The sequence below is a fragment of the Lentzea sp. NPDC058436 genome (genome assembly GCF_042721515.1).
Taxonomy (GTDB): Bacteria; Actinomycetota; Actinomycetes; order Mycobacteriales; family Pseudonocardiaceae; genus Lentzea.
This window is the reverse complement of sequence record NZ_JBHXLF010000006.1, coordinates 275,747-289,701: the sequence shown is the minus strand read 5'-3', so window position 1 is coordinate 289,701 and position 13,955 is coordinate 275,747. Positions and strand designations below refer to the sequence as shown.

At 69.2% G+C, this 13,955-nt stretch carries 14 protein-coding genes; 10 read left to right on the top strand and 4 right to left on the bottom strand.

Translation table 11 applies throughout. The features are described from left to right. Positions 1-133: 133 nt before the first annotated feature. The 3 genes from ACFWN2_RS24850 to ilvN are packed head-to-tail and all read left to right on the top strand — an operon-like array spanning position 134 to position 2,957. The gene (locus ACFWN2_RS24850) at positions 134-949 is read left to right on the top strand and encodes a BTAD domain-containing putative transcriptional regulator (protein ID WP_382431099.1); all 816 of its coding nucleotides are present in this window, start codon (positions 134-136) and stop codon (positions 947-949) included. Positions 950-978: 29 nt separating this feature from the next. Continuing rightward, complete coding sequence (locus tag ACFWN2_RS24845; protein ID WP_382431097.1) at positions 979-2,691, top strand: acetolactate synthase large subunit; 1,713 nt, start codon at positions 979-981, stop codon at positions 2,689-2,691. Beyond that, positions 2,691-2,957, top strand: a complete 267-nt coding sequence (gene ilvN / locus ACFWN2_RS24840; protein WP_382431095.1) for an acetolactate synthase small subunit — start codon at positions 2,691-2,693, stop codon at positions 2,955-2,957. The genes ACFWN2_RS24845 and ilvN overlap by 1 nt, the downstream gene beginning before the upstream one ends. Positions 2,958-3,154: 197 nt before the next feature. Here the strand turns inward: ilvN and ACFWN2_RS24835 are convergent, their stop codons facing one another. Then, the gene (locus ACFWN2_RS24835; RefSeq protein ID WP_382431093.1) at positions 3,155-3,643 is read right to left on the bottom strand and encodes an SRPBCC family protein; all 489 of its coding nucleotides are present in this window, start codon (positions 3,641-3,643) and stop codon (positions 3,155-3,157) included. Between the two features lie 152 nt (positions 3,644-3,795). Between ACFWN2_RS24835 and ACFWN2_RS24830 the strand changes: the two genes are divergently transcribed. From ACFWN2_RS24830 to ACFWN2_RS24820, 3 genes are read left to right on the top strand one after another with little or no spacing between them, the layout of a single operon-like run. After that, positions 3,796-4,251, top strand: coding sequence for a nuclear transport factor 2 family protein (locus ACFWN2_RS24830; RefSeq protein ID WP_382431091.1), 456 nt, complete (start codon positions 3,796-3,798; stop codon positions 4,249-4,251). Then, positions 4,248-5,339, top strand: coding sequence for an acyl-CoA dehydrogenase family protein (locus tag ACFWN2_RS24825; RefSeq protein ID WP_382431089.1), 1,092 nt, complete (start codon positions 4,248-4,250; stop codon positions 5,337-5,339). The genes ACFWN2_RS24830 and ACFWN2_RS24825 overlap by 4 nt, the downstream gene beginning before the upstream one ends. Then, entirely contained in the window at positions 5,336-6,268 is a 933-nt protein-coding gene (locus tag ACFWN2_RS24820) for a Gfo/Idh/MocA family protein (RefSeq protein ID WP_382431087.1), read from the top strand. Before ACFWN2_RS24825 ends, ACFWN2_RS24820 begins: the two co-directional genes overlap by 4 nt. Before the next feature lie 50 nt (positions 6,269-6,318). On the opposite strand, the gene ACFWN2_RS24815 is transcribed toward ACFWN2_RS24820, so the two are convergent. Continuing rightward, positions 6,319-7,737, bottom strand: coding sequence for an alpha/beta fold hydrolase (locus tag ACFWN2_RS24815; protein WP_382431085.1), 1,419 nt, complete (start codon positions 7,735-7,737; stop codon positions 6,319-6,321). A 157-nt stretch (positions 7,738-7,894) separates the two neighbouring features. Here ACFWN2_RS24815 and ACFWN2_RS24810 point away from each other — a divergent pair, with 157 nt between their 5' ends. Genes ACFWN2_RS24810 through ACFWN2_RS24800 form a run of 3 tightly spaced genes read left to right on the top strand, consistent with a single transcriptional unit; the run spans position 7,895 to position 10,174 of the window. Then, positions 7,895-8,218, top strand: coding sequence for a 2Fe-2S iron-sulfur cluster-binding protein (locus ACFWN2_RS24810; RefSeq protein ID WP_253320801.1), 324 nt, complete (start codon positions 7,895-7,897; stop codon positions 8,216-8,218). A gap of 13 nt (positions 8,219-8,231) precedes the next feature. Beyond that, complete coding sequence (locus ACFWN2_RS24805) at positions 8,232-9,008, top strand: SDR family NAD(P)-dependent oxidoreductase (protein WP_382431082.1); 777 nt, start codon at positions 8,232-8,234, stop codon at positions 9,006-9,008. Then, the gene (locus tag ACFWN2_RS24800) at positions 9,008-10,174 is read left to right on the top strand and encodes an NAD(P)/FAD-dependent oxidoreductase (protein ID WP_382431080.1); all 1,167 of its coding nucleotides are present in this window, start codon (positions 9,008-9,010) and stop codon (positions 10,172-10,174) included. Before ACFWN2_RS24805 ends, ACFWN2_RS24800 begins: the two co-directional genes overlap by 1 nt. A 50-nt stretch (positions 10,175-10,224) precedes the next feature. Here ACFWN2_RS24800 and ACFWN2_RS24795 read toward each other — a convergent pair whose 3' ends face one another. Beyond that, positions 10,225-11,340 (bottom strand): epoxide hydrolase family protein, encoded by a 1,116-nt coding sequence (locus tag ACFWN2_RS24795; protein ID WP_382431078.1) that lies wholly within the window; start codon positions 11,338-11,340, stop codon positions 10,225-10,227. Positions 11,341-11,458: 118 nt separating this feature from the next. On the opposite strand from ACFWN2_RS24795, the gene ACFWN2_RS24790 reads away from it, so the two are divergent. Next, positions 11,459-12,670 carry a cytochrome P450 gene (locus ACFWN2_RS24790; protein WP_382431076.1) on the top strand — a complete coding sequence of 404 codons (1,212 nt, stop codon included), beginning with the start codon at positions 11,459-11,461 and terminating at the stop codon, positions 12,668-12,670. Between the two features lie 65 nt (positions 12,671-12,735). On the opposite strand, the gene ACFWN2_RS24785 is transcribed toward ACFWN2_RS24790, so the two are convergent. Next, a complete protein-coding gene (locus ACFWN2_RS24785) occupies positions 12,736-13,911 on the bottom strand; it encodes an acyltransferase family protein (protein WP_382431074.1) in 1,176 nt (391 codons plus the stop codon). Positions 13,912-13,955: the final 44 nt, after the last annotated feature.

Sequence of the window (13,955 nt, the reverse complement as noted above, 5' to 3'; positions counted from 1 at the left end):
ACGCGGGCAGCGGTAGTTCGCCATCTTCGACTCGTGCCGCGCTACGTGGCGTCCGATAGCCCGACTCAGGTGAACTTGATGTCACGACAACAGCAAGCCGCCGCTGAAACTGGAACTGGGGAGGGCTCCCACCATGGAGATCAAAGTTCTCGGACCGCTGGAGGCAAGGGAGAACGGCATCTCGATCACGCCGAGCGCGGTGAAGCCGCGTCAGGTGCTGTCTCTGCTCGCACTGCAGGCGGGGCACGTCGTCACCGTGCCGACTCTGATCGAAGAGCTGTGGGGCGTCACTCCGCCGCGAAGCGCCCTCACCACACTGCAGACATACGTGCTCCAGGTGCGTCGCAGGATCGAGGCGGCGCTGCCGGAGGGAAGTGCGGGCGCCGCCAAGAACGTGCTGGTCACCCGCTACGGCGGGTACATGCTCGACGTCGCGCCGGAGACCATCGACGTGCGCAGCTACGAGCGTCTCGCCGTCGCAGGACAGCGCGCGCTGGAGGTCGGTGACCTGGAGTCCGCGTCGCGGCTGCTGCGGTCGGCGACCGACGTGTGGCGCGGGCCGGTGCTCGTGGACGTGCAGATCGGTGTCCGGCTGGGCATGGAGGTCACGCGGCTGCAGGAGTCGCGGCTCGGCGTCCTGGAGTCCCGGATCGAGGCCGACCTGAGGCTGGGCAAGCACCAGTCGCTGCTGAGCGAGCTGTCCGTGCTGACCGCGCAGCACCCCATGCACGAGAACCTGTGCGCGCAGTACATGCTCGCGCTCTACCGGGCCGGCCGTCAGTGGCGCGCCCTGGAGGCCTACCAGTCGCTGCGCGACACCCTGATCGAGGAGCTCGGCCTGGAGCCGTCGGAGCGCCTGCGCCAGCTGCAGTGCGCGATCCTCAGCTCCGAGCCGACGCTGAACGGTCCGACGTCCGCACTTCAGCTGGAGCGTCAGCTCGCCGGTTGATCCGCACTCGATCGGGGAGAAGCCAGATCGTGGATACCGTCACCGGTGCGAGCTCGCTGGTCCGAGCGCTCGAGGACGCCGGGTGTGAAGTGATCTTCGGCATTCCCGGCGGGGCCATCCTGCCCGCGTACGACCCGCTGCTGGACTCGACGAAGATCCGGCACGTGCTCGTGCGGCACGAGCAGGGCGCAGGGCACGCCGCGTCGGGGTATGCGCAGGCGACGGGCAGGGTGGGGGTGTGCGTCGCGACGTCGGGGCCCGGCGCGACGAACCTCGTCACCCCGCTCGCGGACGCCTACATGGACTCCGTGCCGGTCGTGGCGATCACCGGCCAGGTCAACAGGTCGGTGATCGGCACGGACGCGTTCCAGGAAGCCGACATCCGCTCCATCTGCCTGCCGATCACCAAGCACGCGTTCCAGGTGACCGAGCCGGAGGACATCCCGGCCGTGATCGCCGAGGCGTTCGCACTCGCCGCCGGGGGCAGGCCGGGTCCGGTGCTCGTCGACATCCCGAAGGACGTCCTGAGCGCCACGACCACGTACACGCCGGCACCTCCCGTCCCCACCCCGAGAACGACGCCCGCGGCCGGTGAGATCAGGCGGGCGGCGAACCTGATCACGTCCGCGAGCCGCCCGGTGTTCTACATCGGCGGGGGAGTGGTCCGCGCCGGCGCCGCCGCGGAGCTGCGGACGTTCGCCGAACGCACCGGCATCCCCGTCGTCACCACGCTGATGGCCCGCGGCGCGTTCCCCGACTCGCACCGCCAGCACCTCGGCATGCCGGGCATGCACGGCACGGTGCCCGCCGTCGCCGCGTTGCAGCAGGCCGACCTGCTGATCGCGCTCGGCACCCGCTTCGACGACCGCGTCACGGGCGTGCTCTCCCTGTTCGCCCCGAACGCCGCGGTGATCCACGCCGACATCGACCCCGCCGAGATCTCCAAGAACCGCAAGGCGGACGTCCCGATCGTCGGCGACTGCAAGGACGTCCTCGTCTCGCTGAACGCGGCCGTGCGCCAGGCCCCGGTGCTCACCTCGTGGTGGGCGTACCTCGACGGCCTGCGCGACCGGTTCCCGCTCGGCTACGACTGGCCGCCCGACGGGAAACTCGCGCCACAGCACGTGATCGAGCGCATCGGCAAGCTCGTCGGGCCGGAGGCGATCTACACCTCCGGCGTCGGCCAGCACCAGATGTGGGCGGCGCAGTACGTGGGGTACGAACGGCCGGGCTCGTTCATCAACTCCGGCGGTCTCGGCACCATGGGCTTCGCGGTGCCCGCCGCGATGGGCGCGCAGTGCGGCGTGCCCGACCGGGCGGTGTGGGCGATCGACGGTGACGGCTGCTTCCAGATGACCAACCAGGAGCTCGTCACCTGTGCGCTGGAGAACATCCCGATCAAGGTCGCCGTCATCAACAACGGCAACCTCGGCATGGTCCGCCAGTGGCAGACCCTGTTCTACCAAGGCCGTTACTCCAACACCGGCCTGTCGACCCACCGGCGCGTGCCCGACTTCGTCGCCCTGGCCGAGGCGCTGGGATGCGCCGGGCTGCGGTGTGAGGAACGGTCCGAAGTGGACGACGTGATCCTGCGAGCCATGGAGATCAGGGACCGGCCGGTGGTGATCGACTTCGTCGTCGGCGAGGACGCCCAGGTGTGGCCCATGGTGGCCGCGGGAACCGGCAACGACGAGATCATGACCGTGCGGGACTTCAAGCCCCTGTTCACCGAGGACCTGTGATGACCAGACATGTGTTGTCGATGGTGCTGCGCAACGTCCCCGGCGCGCTGGCCAGGGTCGTGGTGCTGTTCTCCAGCCGCGGCGTCGACGTGGAGTCGCTGAGCCTCGATCCCACCGAGCGAGGCGACGTGTCCAGAATGGACGTGGTGGTGGCCCTGCCGGCCGGGCGTTCTCCCGACCAGTTGGTGAAGCAGCTTTCCCGGCTGGTCGACGTGAAGAGCGTCGTGGCCGTCGCCGACCACGCACGGAACCAGATCGGCGCCTGAGGAAGAGGCCCGCCACTCCCCGCCTCCGGGGGTGGTGGGCCTCTTCGTGTTGCCGCACAACACGAGTTGTGTGTGGAGGAGAGTCGTTGAGCCGCACAACGAGAGTTGTGCGGGCCACACGTCAGGAGTCGCGCACCCCGAACAACGACAAGGGCCCGCTCTCACACCGAGAGCGGGCCCTTCTCACGCGGGCGGGGTCACACCTTCGCGGGTGTGTGCTTCAGAACCGCCGTCGCGTACTTGGCGAGCGTGTCGCCGGGGCTGGGGCCGTTCAGCGCGCCGTAGATCTGCCCGGCCAGCGGCTGGCCGTGGCGGTCCAGGTCGGCGTGCGTCAGCGTCACCTTCGTGGTGTTCGGGCCGGTGGCCTCGAAGTCCACCTTGATGAACGACGCCTTGGTGTCCTCGTAGATCGGCTGCCAGCCGGGGCCGACGCGCCAGGTCATGACGAGACGGTTCGGCGGGTCCCACTCGGTGATCGTGCCCCAGGCGATCTCCTCGCCGTCGGCACCGGTCTCGTAGTAGCGGCCGCCCACGGCGGGCTCGATGGTGATGGAGCGACGGTCCTTCACGAACACGTGCTTCTCCGGCCACCAGTCGAGCGGGTGCTCCGCGAAGATCGCGAACGCCTGCTCGATCGAGCACTCGACCGTGACGGACTTGGCGACATCGGGAGTTGCCTCCGACATGAGCCCTCCAGGTGTGATGGACAAATCGGACCCAGCTTCCGCGAAACCACTGCACCGCAACTAGAAGCGGCCTCGAACGAGAAGTCCTCCACCGGGCTTCCACCACCTGTGTGGATCGTCGATGACACAGATCACAGGAGGAGGGAGTCGTAGTGTCCCCAGTCAGCGTGACCACCTACATCGAGGTGAAGACCTTCTACGCGCTGCAGATGCGGCTGCTCGATGCACTCGACATCGAGGGGTACGCGGCGACCTTCACCGTCGACGGCATCACCGACCACGCCCACCGCGGCGAGAAGGTCGTGGGCAGGGCCCAGCTCATCGCGGGCGCCAACGCCGCCCTGCCGCGCTACGCCAACGGGGCCGTGCGGCACTGGAACGACCACTACCTGATGGAAGAGGTCGACGAGAACACGATCAACGTCTCGTACTGCTCGCTGGTCACCAGGACCGACAAGGCCGGCAACGTCACGTTCGAGCCCACGTTCTTCATCGAGGACGTGCTCGTCCGCGTCGACGGCGGGCTGCAGGCGAAGTCCCGCACGATCCACCGCGACGAGCCCTCGCCGGTCGCCATCGCCGCGGCGGCGCAGAAGGGGGCCGCATGAGCGACACCGGTCTCGTTCCGGTCGCGGAGAAGGTGGGCGCGCTCGCCGCCGAGCACGCTCAGGAGGCCGACCGGACGCGCAAGCTCGCGCCCGAGGTCGTGGAGGCCGTGCGGGAGGCCGGTTTCGCACGGCACTTCGTCGCGAAGTCCCACGGCGGCAACGAAGGCGGGTTCGCGGAGCTCACCCAGGCCGTCATGGCGGTCGGTGAGGGCTGCGCCTCGACGGCGTGGTGCGCCTCGCTCACCGCGCTGTCCGCCCGCTACGCCACGCACCTGCCGCAGCTCGGCCACGACGAGCTGTGGGGCGCCGGTGAGGACACGTTCGTCGTGACCGCGCAGCCGCCGCTCGGCAAGGCGACGACGGCACCGGGCGGCCACCGGCTGAGCGGCCGCTGGGCGTACGTCAGCGGCGTCGACTTCGCCGACTGGGCGCTGGTCTGCGGCATGGTCGCGACCGGTGGTGAGCCCGAGGCGCGGTTCTTCGCACTGCCGCGCAAGGACTTCACGGTCGTCGAGGGCTGGGACAACGCGGGCATGCGCGCCACCAGCAGCCACAACGTGATCGTCGACGACGTCTTCGTGCCGGAGCACCTGTCGTTCCTGCGCGCGGACTTCATCTCCGGCAGGAACGCCACGAGCGACCTGCCGGCGCACAACGTGCCGTTCCAGGCGGTCGGCGGGCTCACGTTCGTCGGTCCTGCGGTCGGTGCGGCCTACGGGGCGCTCACCGCGGCCACGAACGCCATGAGCGGCAAGAAGGTCAACACGACCCAGGGCGTCGACCTGTGCCGGGCGTCCGCGCAGATCGACTCCGCGCGGTTCCTGGTGGAGCAGAACGCCCAGGTGCTCGACGAGCGCACGTTCACCCCGAGGCTGATGGCGCGCTGCGAGCGCAACGCCGCCTTCACCGCGGACAGCCTCGTCGACGCGGTCGGCACCCTCGTGCGGGCCGCCGGCACCAGCGGTTTCAGCGAGAACTCGCCGTTGCAACGGTTCTGGCGGGACATCGTCAGCGCGTCGAGTCACGTCGCGCTGCGGTACGAGACGGCGGTGGCGCGGACATGGCCAGCAGCGTTGATCGGCGAGTGAGACTCGGCGTGGTCGGTTGTGCCGACATCGCCCGGCGCAGGATGCTGCCCGCGTTCGCCGGGGTGTCCGAAGTGGACATCGTGGCGGTCGCGAGCAGGGACGCCGAGAAGGCCGGCAAACTCGCGGCCGACTACGGCTGCGAGGCGGTCACCGGGTACGAGAAGCTGCTCGGGATGGACCTCGACGCGGTGTACGTGCCGCTGCCCGCGGCGCACCACGCGGTGTGGATCGAACGCGCGCTGCGGGCCGGGAAGCACGTGCTGGCAGAGAAACCGGTCACGCCGTCGCTGGAGGAGACCGCCGACCTGGTCGCGCAGGCCAGGGAGTGCGGGCTCGTGCTGCGGGAGAACTTCCTGTTCCCGTTCCACTCCCAGCACCACGAGGTGCGCAGGCTCGTCACCGGGGGAGCGGTCGGCGAGGTGCGGTCGTTCGAGGCGGCGTTCACGATCCCGCCGCGTCCGTCCGGGGACATCAGGTACCGCAAGGACCTGGCCGGCGGCGCGCTGCTCGACGTCGGCGTCTACCCGCTCAAGGCGGCGATGCTGGTGCTCGGCCCCGGCCTGCGGGTGCTCGGCGCGAGCCTGAAGGTCGACAGCACGTACGGCGTGGACGTCTCGGGTTCGGTGCTGCTGGGTGCTCCCGGCGGCGTCACGGCCCACCTGACGTTCGGCATGGAGCACTCCTACCGGGCGAACTACACGGTGTGGGGCAGCGAAAGCCACGTGACCGTCGACCGCGCCTACGCCCCGCCGGCCGACCTCACGCCGATCGTGTCGCTCGGCGGCCAGGAGGTCGTGCTCGAACCGGACGACCAGTACACCAACGCCGCCCGCAGCTTCGTGTCCGCGGTCAGGACCGGCGGGCCCACCTCCGGTGAGTCGGTGGAGCTGGCCCGGCTCGTGGACGAGGTCAGGGAAGCGGCGCGATAAACGGGGAAACGAAGAAGGGGCCCGGTGATCCGGGCCCCTTCTCTTGCGTCTCACGCATCCGCGGGGATGTCCGGCCGCGGGGTCGAACCCGGCACGGTGACGCGCTCGCCCGGCAGCACGCCGTCGACGAGGTAGGCGTTGACGATGTCGTCGAGCGCCTTGTTGCCGACGAACGCGTACACCTCGTGGTCACCGGAGTCCTCGATGACGACCAGGTGGTGACCGAGGCGCTCGGCCATCGCGACACCGCCCTCGTAGCGGTCGTACTGGTCGCCGTCAGCCTGCACGCACAGCCCCACCGGGTAGCCGATCCGCTTGAGGTACGTCGGCTCCTCCAGGTTCTCGAACGTGCGGAACGCGCCGACCCACGGCTGGGCGCGCAGCACGCCGAAGCCGTACGGGTGGTGCTCGCGGTGGTGGCGCATGTCGTTGAAGTAGACGTCGAGGTCCGAGGGCCACTCCGTCTCCATCGTGATCGCCTCCAGCACACCGATCCGGAGCTCACCGGTCGTGTCCTGCGGGCGCCACGTGCCGTTGCCCGCGATCAGCTGCTGGGCGGTCGCCACGTCCTCGGCCTTGCGCAGGTCGCCGACCAGGTAGCCCAGCGAGTCCCACTGCGCGCGGTCGGTGGCGCGCGTGCCGACGGCGCCGTCGAACAGCGTGCGCAGGTGGATCGCGCCGAACTCCTCCAGCGCGGAGACCACCTCCTCGACGGTCTCCAGCACGGCGGCGGCGGACGTGCCGAGTCCGAAGTGGACGTTGCGCTCGGCGGTCCACTGCGCCCACTTCTGCACGTTGCGGTAGACGCCTTCGGCCTGCGTGACGAACTGCTCGCGCCACGTCCAGTTCGGGTTCACGCACGAGTCGAGCACGCTGCGGTCCAGGTGCGCGGGGAACATCGACCCGTAGACCGCGCCGACCAGCGTGCCGTAGGCGTAGCCGACGAAGCTGATCTGCTCCTCGCCCAGCACGCCGCGGATGACGTCCATGTCCCGTGAAATGTTGCGGGTGGTGATGTGCTGCCGCAGGTCGCCGCCCGCTCGTGCGCACGCCAGCTCGCGTTCGCGCATGTCGACGGCGATCTGCTCGAAGAGCGAGTCCGGCGGCCGCGAGTCGAACGGCGCCACCGGCACCGCGACCTCGCTGTAGAGCTTGGTGGACTCGCCGATGCCGCGCGGGTCGAAGCCGATCAGGTCGTAGGCCTCGCGCACCTCCGCCGGGAACTCCAGCGGCAGCCTGAGGCCCTCGCCGTTGTCGCCGCCGGGGCCGCCGTTGACCGAGAGCAGCACACCGCGGCGCTTGGCGGGGTCCGTCGCGCGCAGGCGGGAGACGGCGATGGTGAGCTGGACGCCCTGAGGGTCGTCGTAGTCGCGCGGCACCGAGATGGTGGCGCGTTCGAGGCCGTCCTCCGCCGACGGCGCCGACCATTCCGGTCGCTGTTCGTAGAACTCGTGCAGTGCGTCGGGCACGGTAAGACCTCCGCGTCGGTTGCGTCGGGTTGTGAGAGTCGCAAAGCGGCCTAGAGGAGGTCTCGAACGCGTTCGAGGGGAGTTCCAGGGGATCCCCAGACGCCATCGGCACTGTGATCGGAGTCCGGCGAGCCGATTTCCGTGGGGAGACACCGCGATGGCCAAGATCACCTATGTCCACCCGGACGGGACGTCGTCGGTCGTCGACGTCGAGCCGGGCAACTCGATCATGCGGGGTGCCAAGCTCGCCGGCGTCGAGGGCATCCTCGCCCAGTGCGGCGGTGGCGCGACGTGCGGTACCTGCCACATCTACGTGGACAAGGACAACACCAAGCCGTTGCCCGCCATGCACGACCTGGAGGACGGGCTGCTGTGCGTGACGGCCAGCCCTCGTCAGGACAACAGCCGGCTGAGCTGCCAGATCCCGGTCTCCGAGGAGCTGGACGGGCTCGTCGTGCACCTTCCCGAGAAGCAACTCTGAGGAGCGTTGAACCATGACTCGACGGGTCGCCTTCGTCACGGGCGCAACCAGCGGAATCGGCCTCTCCGTCGCGGAGTCGCTCGGCGCGGCGGGCCACGCGGTGTTCGTCGTCGCCCGTGACGCGGAGAACGTCGCGTCCACGGTCAAGCAGTTGCGCGAGGACGGGTACGAGGCCGACGGCACGACCTGCGACGTGAAGTCCACTGAGGACATCCGCAGGGCCGTCGCCAAGGCCGTGGAGACGTTCGGCCGCATCGAGATCCTCGTCAACAACGCCGGTCGCGGCGGTGGCGGCGAGATCGCCACGCTGGACGAGAACATCTGGACCGAGGTCATCGACACCAACCTGAACAGCGTCTTCCGAGTCACCAAGGAAGTCCTGTCCACCGGCGAGATGAACCAGGGCGACTGGGGCCGCGTCATCAACATCGCGTCCACCGGCGGCAAGCAGGGCGTCATCTACGCCTCCCCGTACAGCGCGTCGAAGCACGGTGTCGTCGGCTTCACCAAGGCCGTCGGCCTGGAGCTCGCGAAGACCGGCATCACCGTCAACGCCGTCTGCCCCGGCTACGTCGAGACGCCGATGGCCGGCAAGGTGCGCCAGGGCTACGCCAACCACTGGGGCATCACCGAGGACGACGTCCTGGAGAAGTTCAACGCCAAGATCCCGCTCGGCCGCTACTCCACGCCCGAGGAGGTCGCCGGCCTGGTCACCTACCTGACCACGGAGACCGCGAACTCCATCACCGCGCAGGCGCTCAACGTCTGCGGTGGCCTGGGGAACTACTGATGACCGACGGTGCGATCGTCATCGTCGGTGCGGGCCAGGCGGGATGCCAGGCCGCGGTGTCCCTGCGGGAACGGGGACACCGCGGCGCCATCACGCTGATCGGCGACGAGGGCGTGCTGCCCTACCAGCGCCCTCCGCTCACGAAGGCCTACCTGCAGGGGGACATCGGGTTCGGCGACCTGGTGTTCCGCCCGGAGACCTACTACTCCGAGCACGACATCACGCTCGTGCTCGACGACCCGGTGGTCTCCGTGGACCGCGCGGCACGAAGCGTCACCTTGCACTCGGGCCGCGCGGTCGGCTACGAGAACCTCGTGCTCGCAACGGGTTCACGACCGCGGCCGATCCCCGGCGCGCACACGATCCGCACCGTCGCAGACGCCGACCTCGCCCGTCCCAAGGGACACGTGGTCGCGATCGGCGCCGGGTTCATCGGGCTCGAGTACGCCGCCGTGGCGAGCGAGGCCGGATGCGACGTCACGGTCATCGAGGCGCAACCCCGTGCGCTGGCAAGGGTTCTGTCCGAGGAGACGGCCGGGCACGTCGTGCAGGTGCATCGGCGGAGGGGCGTGAAGTTCCTCTTCAACGCCACCGTGTCCGAGGTGCGCGAAGGCGAGGTCGTGCTCGCGGACGGCACGGTGCTGCCCGCCGACGTCGTGGTCGCGGGCATCGGCGTGGTGCCGAACGTCGAACTGGCGCGGGAGGCCGGGCTGACCGTGGACGACGGGATCGTGGTCGACCCGTGGTTGCGCACCTCCGACCCGGCGGTGTTCGCGATCGGTGACTGCGCGCGGTTCCACCACGGGGCCGAGCAGGTCCGGCTGGAGTGCGTGCAGAACGCGGTGGACCAGGGCAGCACGGTCGCCGCGGTCATCACGGGATCCGCGGAGCCGCACGCCCAGGTGCCGTGGTTCTGGAGCGACCAGTACGCGATGAAGGTGCAGATCGCCGGCGTCACCGACGGCCACGACAAGGTCGTCGTCACCGGCGATGCGATGTCCGGCGCGTTCTCGGTGTTCTGCTTCAAGGGAGACAGGCTGCTCGGCGTCGAGTCGGTCAACAAGCCCGTCGACCACGTCCTCGCGCGGCGGCTGCTCGCGGCGAACTGCCCGATCCGGCCCGAGATGGTCGCGGTCCCCGGCTTCGACCTGCGCACCGCGGCCTGAGGAACGCGAAAGCCCCTTCCCGACGACCGGGAAGGGGCTTCTTCGTGCGTTCAGCGCACGTGCCGGAAGAAGGTGCGGAGCTCCTGGACGAGGACGTCCGGGCGTTCGATGCCGGGGAAGTGCCCGCCGACCTCGGCGTCGTTCCAGTAGCGCAGGTCGGTGAACCTGGCCTCGATCCACGCCTTCGGCATGCGCGCGTCCTTGGGGAAGATCGTCACGCCGGTCGGCACGGACACCTGGTGCATCGGGACCTTGTTGTGCGACTCCCAGTACAGCCGCGCGGCCGACGTCGCCGTGCCGGTGAACCAGTAGATCGACACCGCGTCGAGCAGCTTGTCGACGGGCACGACCTCCTCGAACGCGCGGTCGTGGTCGGTCCACGAGTAGTACTTCTCCGCGATCCACGCCAGCAGTGCCACGGGCGAGTCCTGCAGGCCGTAGCCGATCGTCTGCGGCTTGGACATCTGGATGGCCGAGTAACCGGCCTCGCGAGCCTGGAACTCCTTCAGGGCCGCCAGTCCGGCGTAGTCGCGCTGGGTCAGCTCCACCTGCGCCTCGGGCGGCCCGGCGAACACCATCGTCAGGTGGATGCCGATCAGCCTGGACGCGTCGACGTGGCCCAGCTCCGCGGTGACGAACGAACCCCAGTCGCCGCCGTGCGCGGCATAGCGCTCGTAGCCCAGGCCGGTCATCAACGACGACCAGGCGCGCGCGATCCTCTCGACGCCCCACCCGGTCTCGGCCGGCCTGTCGGAGAACCCGTAGCCCGGCAGCGAGGGCACGACGACGTGGAACGCGTCCGCGGGGTCGGCAGGGTTCGTCAGGGGCTCGATCACCTCCAGGAACTCCAGCACCGAACCGGGCCAGCCGTGCGTGAGCAGCAACGGCGTGGCGTCCTCGTGCGGCGAGCGGACGTGCAGGAAGTGGATGCCCAGCCCGTCGATCTCGGCGCGGAACTGGGGCAGCGCGTTGAGCTTCGCCTCGACGGCACGCCAGTCGTACTTGTGCTCCCAGTGCTCCGCGAGCGAGCGGACGAAGGACAGCGGCGCGCCCTGCGACCAGTCGGGCACCGTCTCCGCGTCGGGCCAGCGGGTCAGCGACAGACGGGTGCGCAGATCGTCCACAGAGGACTCAGGGACGGTGACCTCGAACTCGGTGACGTTCATGCGTGGGCACGTTACGGACGGCACCTCGAAGTGCCCTCGAAGCCGGTCCAGCGGACATCCAGGGCATCTCCACGCGCGGCTGGCACGGTCAAGCGCGGCTGACGAGAAGGGAACCGCCATGACCAACGCCGAGACAGAGCTGACGCCTTTCCCCTGGCACCGCAAGTGCCCGTACCAGCCCCCGGAGGAATACGCGCAGCTCCGGCCGGAAACCCCCATCGCGAAGGTCGGGCTCCGCACCGGTCGCGAGGCGTACGTCGTCACGAGCTACGAGCACGTGCGCAAGCTCCTCACCGAGCCCAACGCGAGCTCCGACCGCGGCCACGAGGGTTTCCCGTACTACATCGACATCCCGCCGCAGTTCCGCACCGAGGGCTCGTTCATCGGCTGGGACCCGCCCAAGCACACGGTCTACCGCCGGATGGCCGCGGTCTCCGGTGAGTTCACCAAGCAGCGCGTCCGCGCGATGCTGCCCCGCATCGAGCAGATCGTCGACGAGCGGATCGACGCCATGCTGGAGCAGGGCGGGCCGGTCGACCTCGTCACCGCGCTCGCGCTGCCGGTGCCGCTGACGATCGTCTGCGAGATCCTCGGCATCCCGCACCAGGACCACGACTACCTGCACGACCGCACCGACAAGCTGTTCGGTGGCAAGTCCTCCGCCGAGGTGCGGATGGCCGCCATCACCGAGCTGAACGGCTACCTGGCCGGCCTGCTCGAGAAGAAGCTCAAGGAGCCGGGCGAGGACCTGATCAGCCGCATCGTCGTCCGCTTCCACGAGGCCGGTCTCTACGACAGCCGCGAGCTCGTCAACCTGGTCCGCCTGCTGCTCAACGGCGGCCACGAGACCAGCGCCGCGATGATCGCGATCGGCGCCATGACCCTGCTGGAGCACCCCGACCAGCTGGAGAAGCTGAAGAACGACTGGAGTCTCGCGCCCAACGCGGTCGAGGAGCTGCTGCGCTACCTGACTCCTGGCGACCTCGCGTCCTCCCGGGTGGCACTGGCCGACATCGACGCCGGCCCCGTCACCATCAAGGAGGGCGAGGGCATGATCATCTGCGGTGGCGCCGCCAACCGCGACCCCGAGACCTTCCCCGAGCCCGACAAGTTCGACATCACCCGCCCGAACGCCCGCAACCACGTCGCGTTCGGCTACGGCGTGCACCACTGCATCGGCGCCGAGATCGCCCGTGTCGAGCTCACCGTCGTGCTCACCAAGCTGTTCCAGCGGATCCCGACCCTCAAGCTCGCCAAGCCGTGGAACGAGCTGCAGTACAAGGACGGCGCGGTCATGTACGGCGTCTACGAGATGCCCGTCACCTGGTAACACCAAGCGCCACAACGAGAAGGGCCCGCCGGTTGCTCCCGGCGGGCCCTTCTCGTGTGAGGCGACTAGCGAACCGCGGCAACAACGTCCTCCTGGGGAGAGGTCTGCAGCGGCTTCACGGGCGTGCGGCCGAAGCGTCGCATGAACGGGGTCTCCACCCACGCGAACAGCGCCCAGGAGAGCAGCAGGGACACCGCGAAGGCCGCCACCAGGAACGCCAGGGCGACCGGCGAGGACCACGCCTTGCCACCGAAGCCGCCGAACGCGTTGATCTCCGTGCCGAACGCCCAGTGCCCGTACGTCAGCACCAGCCGGTGCACGAGGTAGAACGCGAACGACACCTCACCCAGCCAGACCATGCTCGGCCGCGCGAAGAACGTCCTGCGCCCCTTGACGTCCGCGACGGCAGCCGCCGGGATCAGCAGCGCCAGCGGGATGACGGTGGCGCCGGTGAACGCCCACAGGAACGGCACGAACAGCGAGGCGACGTACCCGACGACCGCGAGCGCGACGCCCCACTTGACGCCCAGGCCGATCCACCGCCCGGTCATGACGATCCGCGCCAGGATCATGCCGAGCGCGAACTCGAACAGGCGCGAGACCGGGAAGTTGTAGACGAACCAGATCTGCGTGTAGGAAGCGGGACCCCACGGCCAGACCGGCGCCGACGGCAGTGCGAGCTTGGCGACCAGCGGCACCAGCAGCACCGCGAGGACCGCGCCGCCGGCGTACAGCCACAGCCGCGACGGGCGGATCTTGTTGACCAGCACCAGCAGGAACGGGAACGACAGGTAGAACAGGGCCTCGACGGACAACGACCACGCGACACCGTTGCCGGACAGCAGGACGTCGTAGTTCGGGACCCACGCCTGCAGCAGGAACAGGTTCGCCACGGCGGAGGCCGGGTCGACCGCCTGGCGGAACACGAGCAGCAGCACGATCGCCGCGACGAACGTGACGACGTGGTTGGGCAGGATCTTGGCGAACCGCCGTCGGAAGAAGTTCCCCTTCGTGTCACCGGGACGTGCCGAGTACGTCAGCACGAATCCACTGAGGATGAAGAAGAACGACACGCCGACGAACCCGGCGGTGCTCGTCCCGAGCATGTACAGGAAGCCGATCTCCGGGGTGGAGAACAGGAACTCCAGGCTGCCGTGGAAGACGAAGACCATTGCCGCGGCGACGAACCGCATGCCCGTCAGCGACGGGAGTCTCGACGAACTCGCTACTTGGCTCGACACGGTGGGGACCTTTCGGAAAGCGAATCGACGTTGGTCGCCCGATG

Bases quoted from the DNA above. Each gene is read 5' to 3' on its own strand.
- ACFWN2_RS24850 (WP_382431099.1), top strand. From the start codon at position 134: ATGGAGATCAAAGTTCTCGGACCGCTGGAGGCAAGGGAGAACGGCATC.
- ilvN (WP_382431095.1), top strand. From the start codon at position 2,691: ATGACCAGACATGTGTTGTCGATGGTGCTGCGCAACGTCCCCGGCGCG.
- ACFWN2_RS24835 (WP_382431093.1), bottom strand. From the start codon at position 3,643: ATGTCGGAGGCAACTCCCGATGTCGCCAAGTCCGTCACGGTCGAGTGC.
- ACFWN2_RS24825 (WP_382431089.1), top strand. From the start codon at position 4,248: ATGAGCGACACCGGTCTCGTTCCGGTCGCGGAGAAGGTGGGCGCGCTC.
- ACFWN2_RS24810 (WP_253320801.1), top strand. From the start codon at position 7,895: ATGGCCAAGATCACCTATGTCCACCCGGACGGGACGTCGTCGGTCGTC.
- ACFWN2_RS24805 (WP_382431082.1), top strand. From the start codon at position 8,232: ATGACTCGACGGGTCGCCTTCGTCACGGGCGCAACCAGCGGAATCGGC.
- ACFWN2_RS24800 (WP_382431080.1), top strand. From the start codon at position 9,008: ATGACCGACGGTGCGATCGTCATCGTCGGTGCGGGCCAGGCGGGATGC.
- ACFWN2_RS24795 (WP_382431078.1), bottom strand. From the start codon at position 11,340: ATGAACGTCACCGAGTTCGAGGTCACCGTCCCTGAGTCCTCTGTGGAC.
- ACFWN2_RS24790 (WP_382431076.1), top strand. From the start codon at position 11,459: ATGACCAACGCCGAGACAGAGCTGACGCCTTTCCCCTGGCACCGCAAG.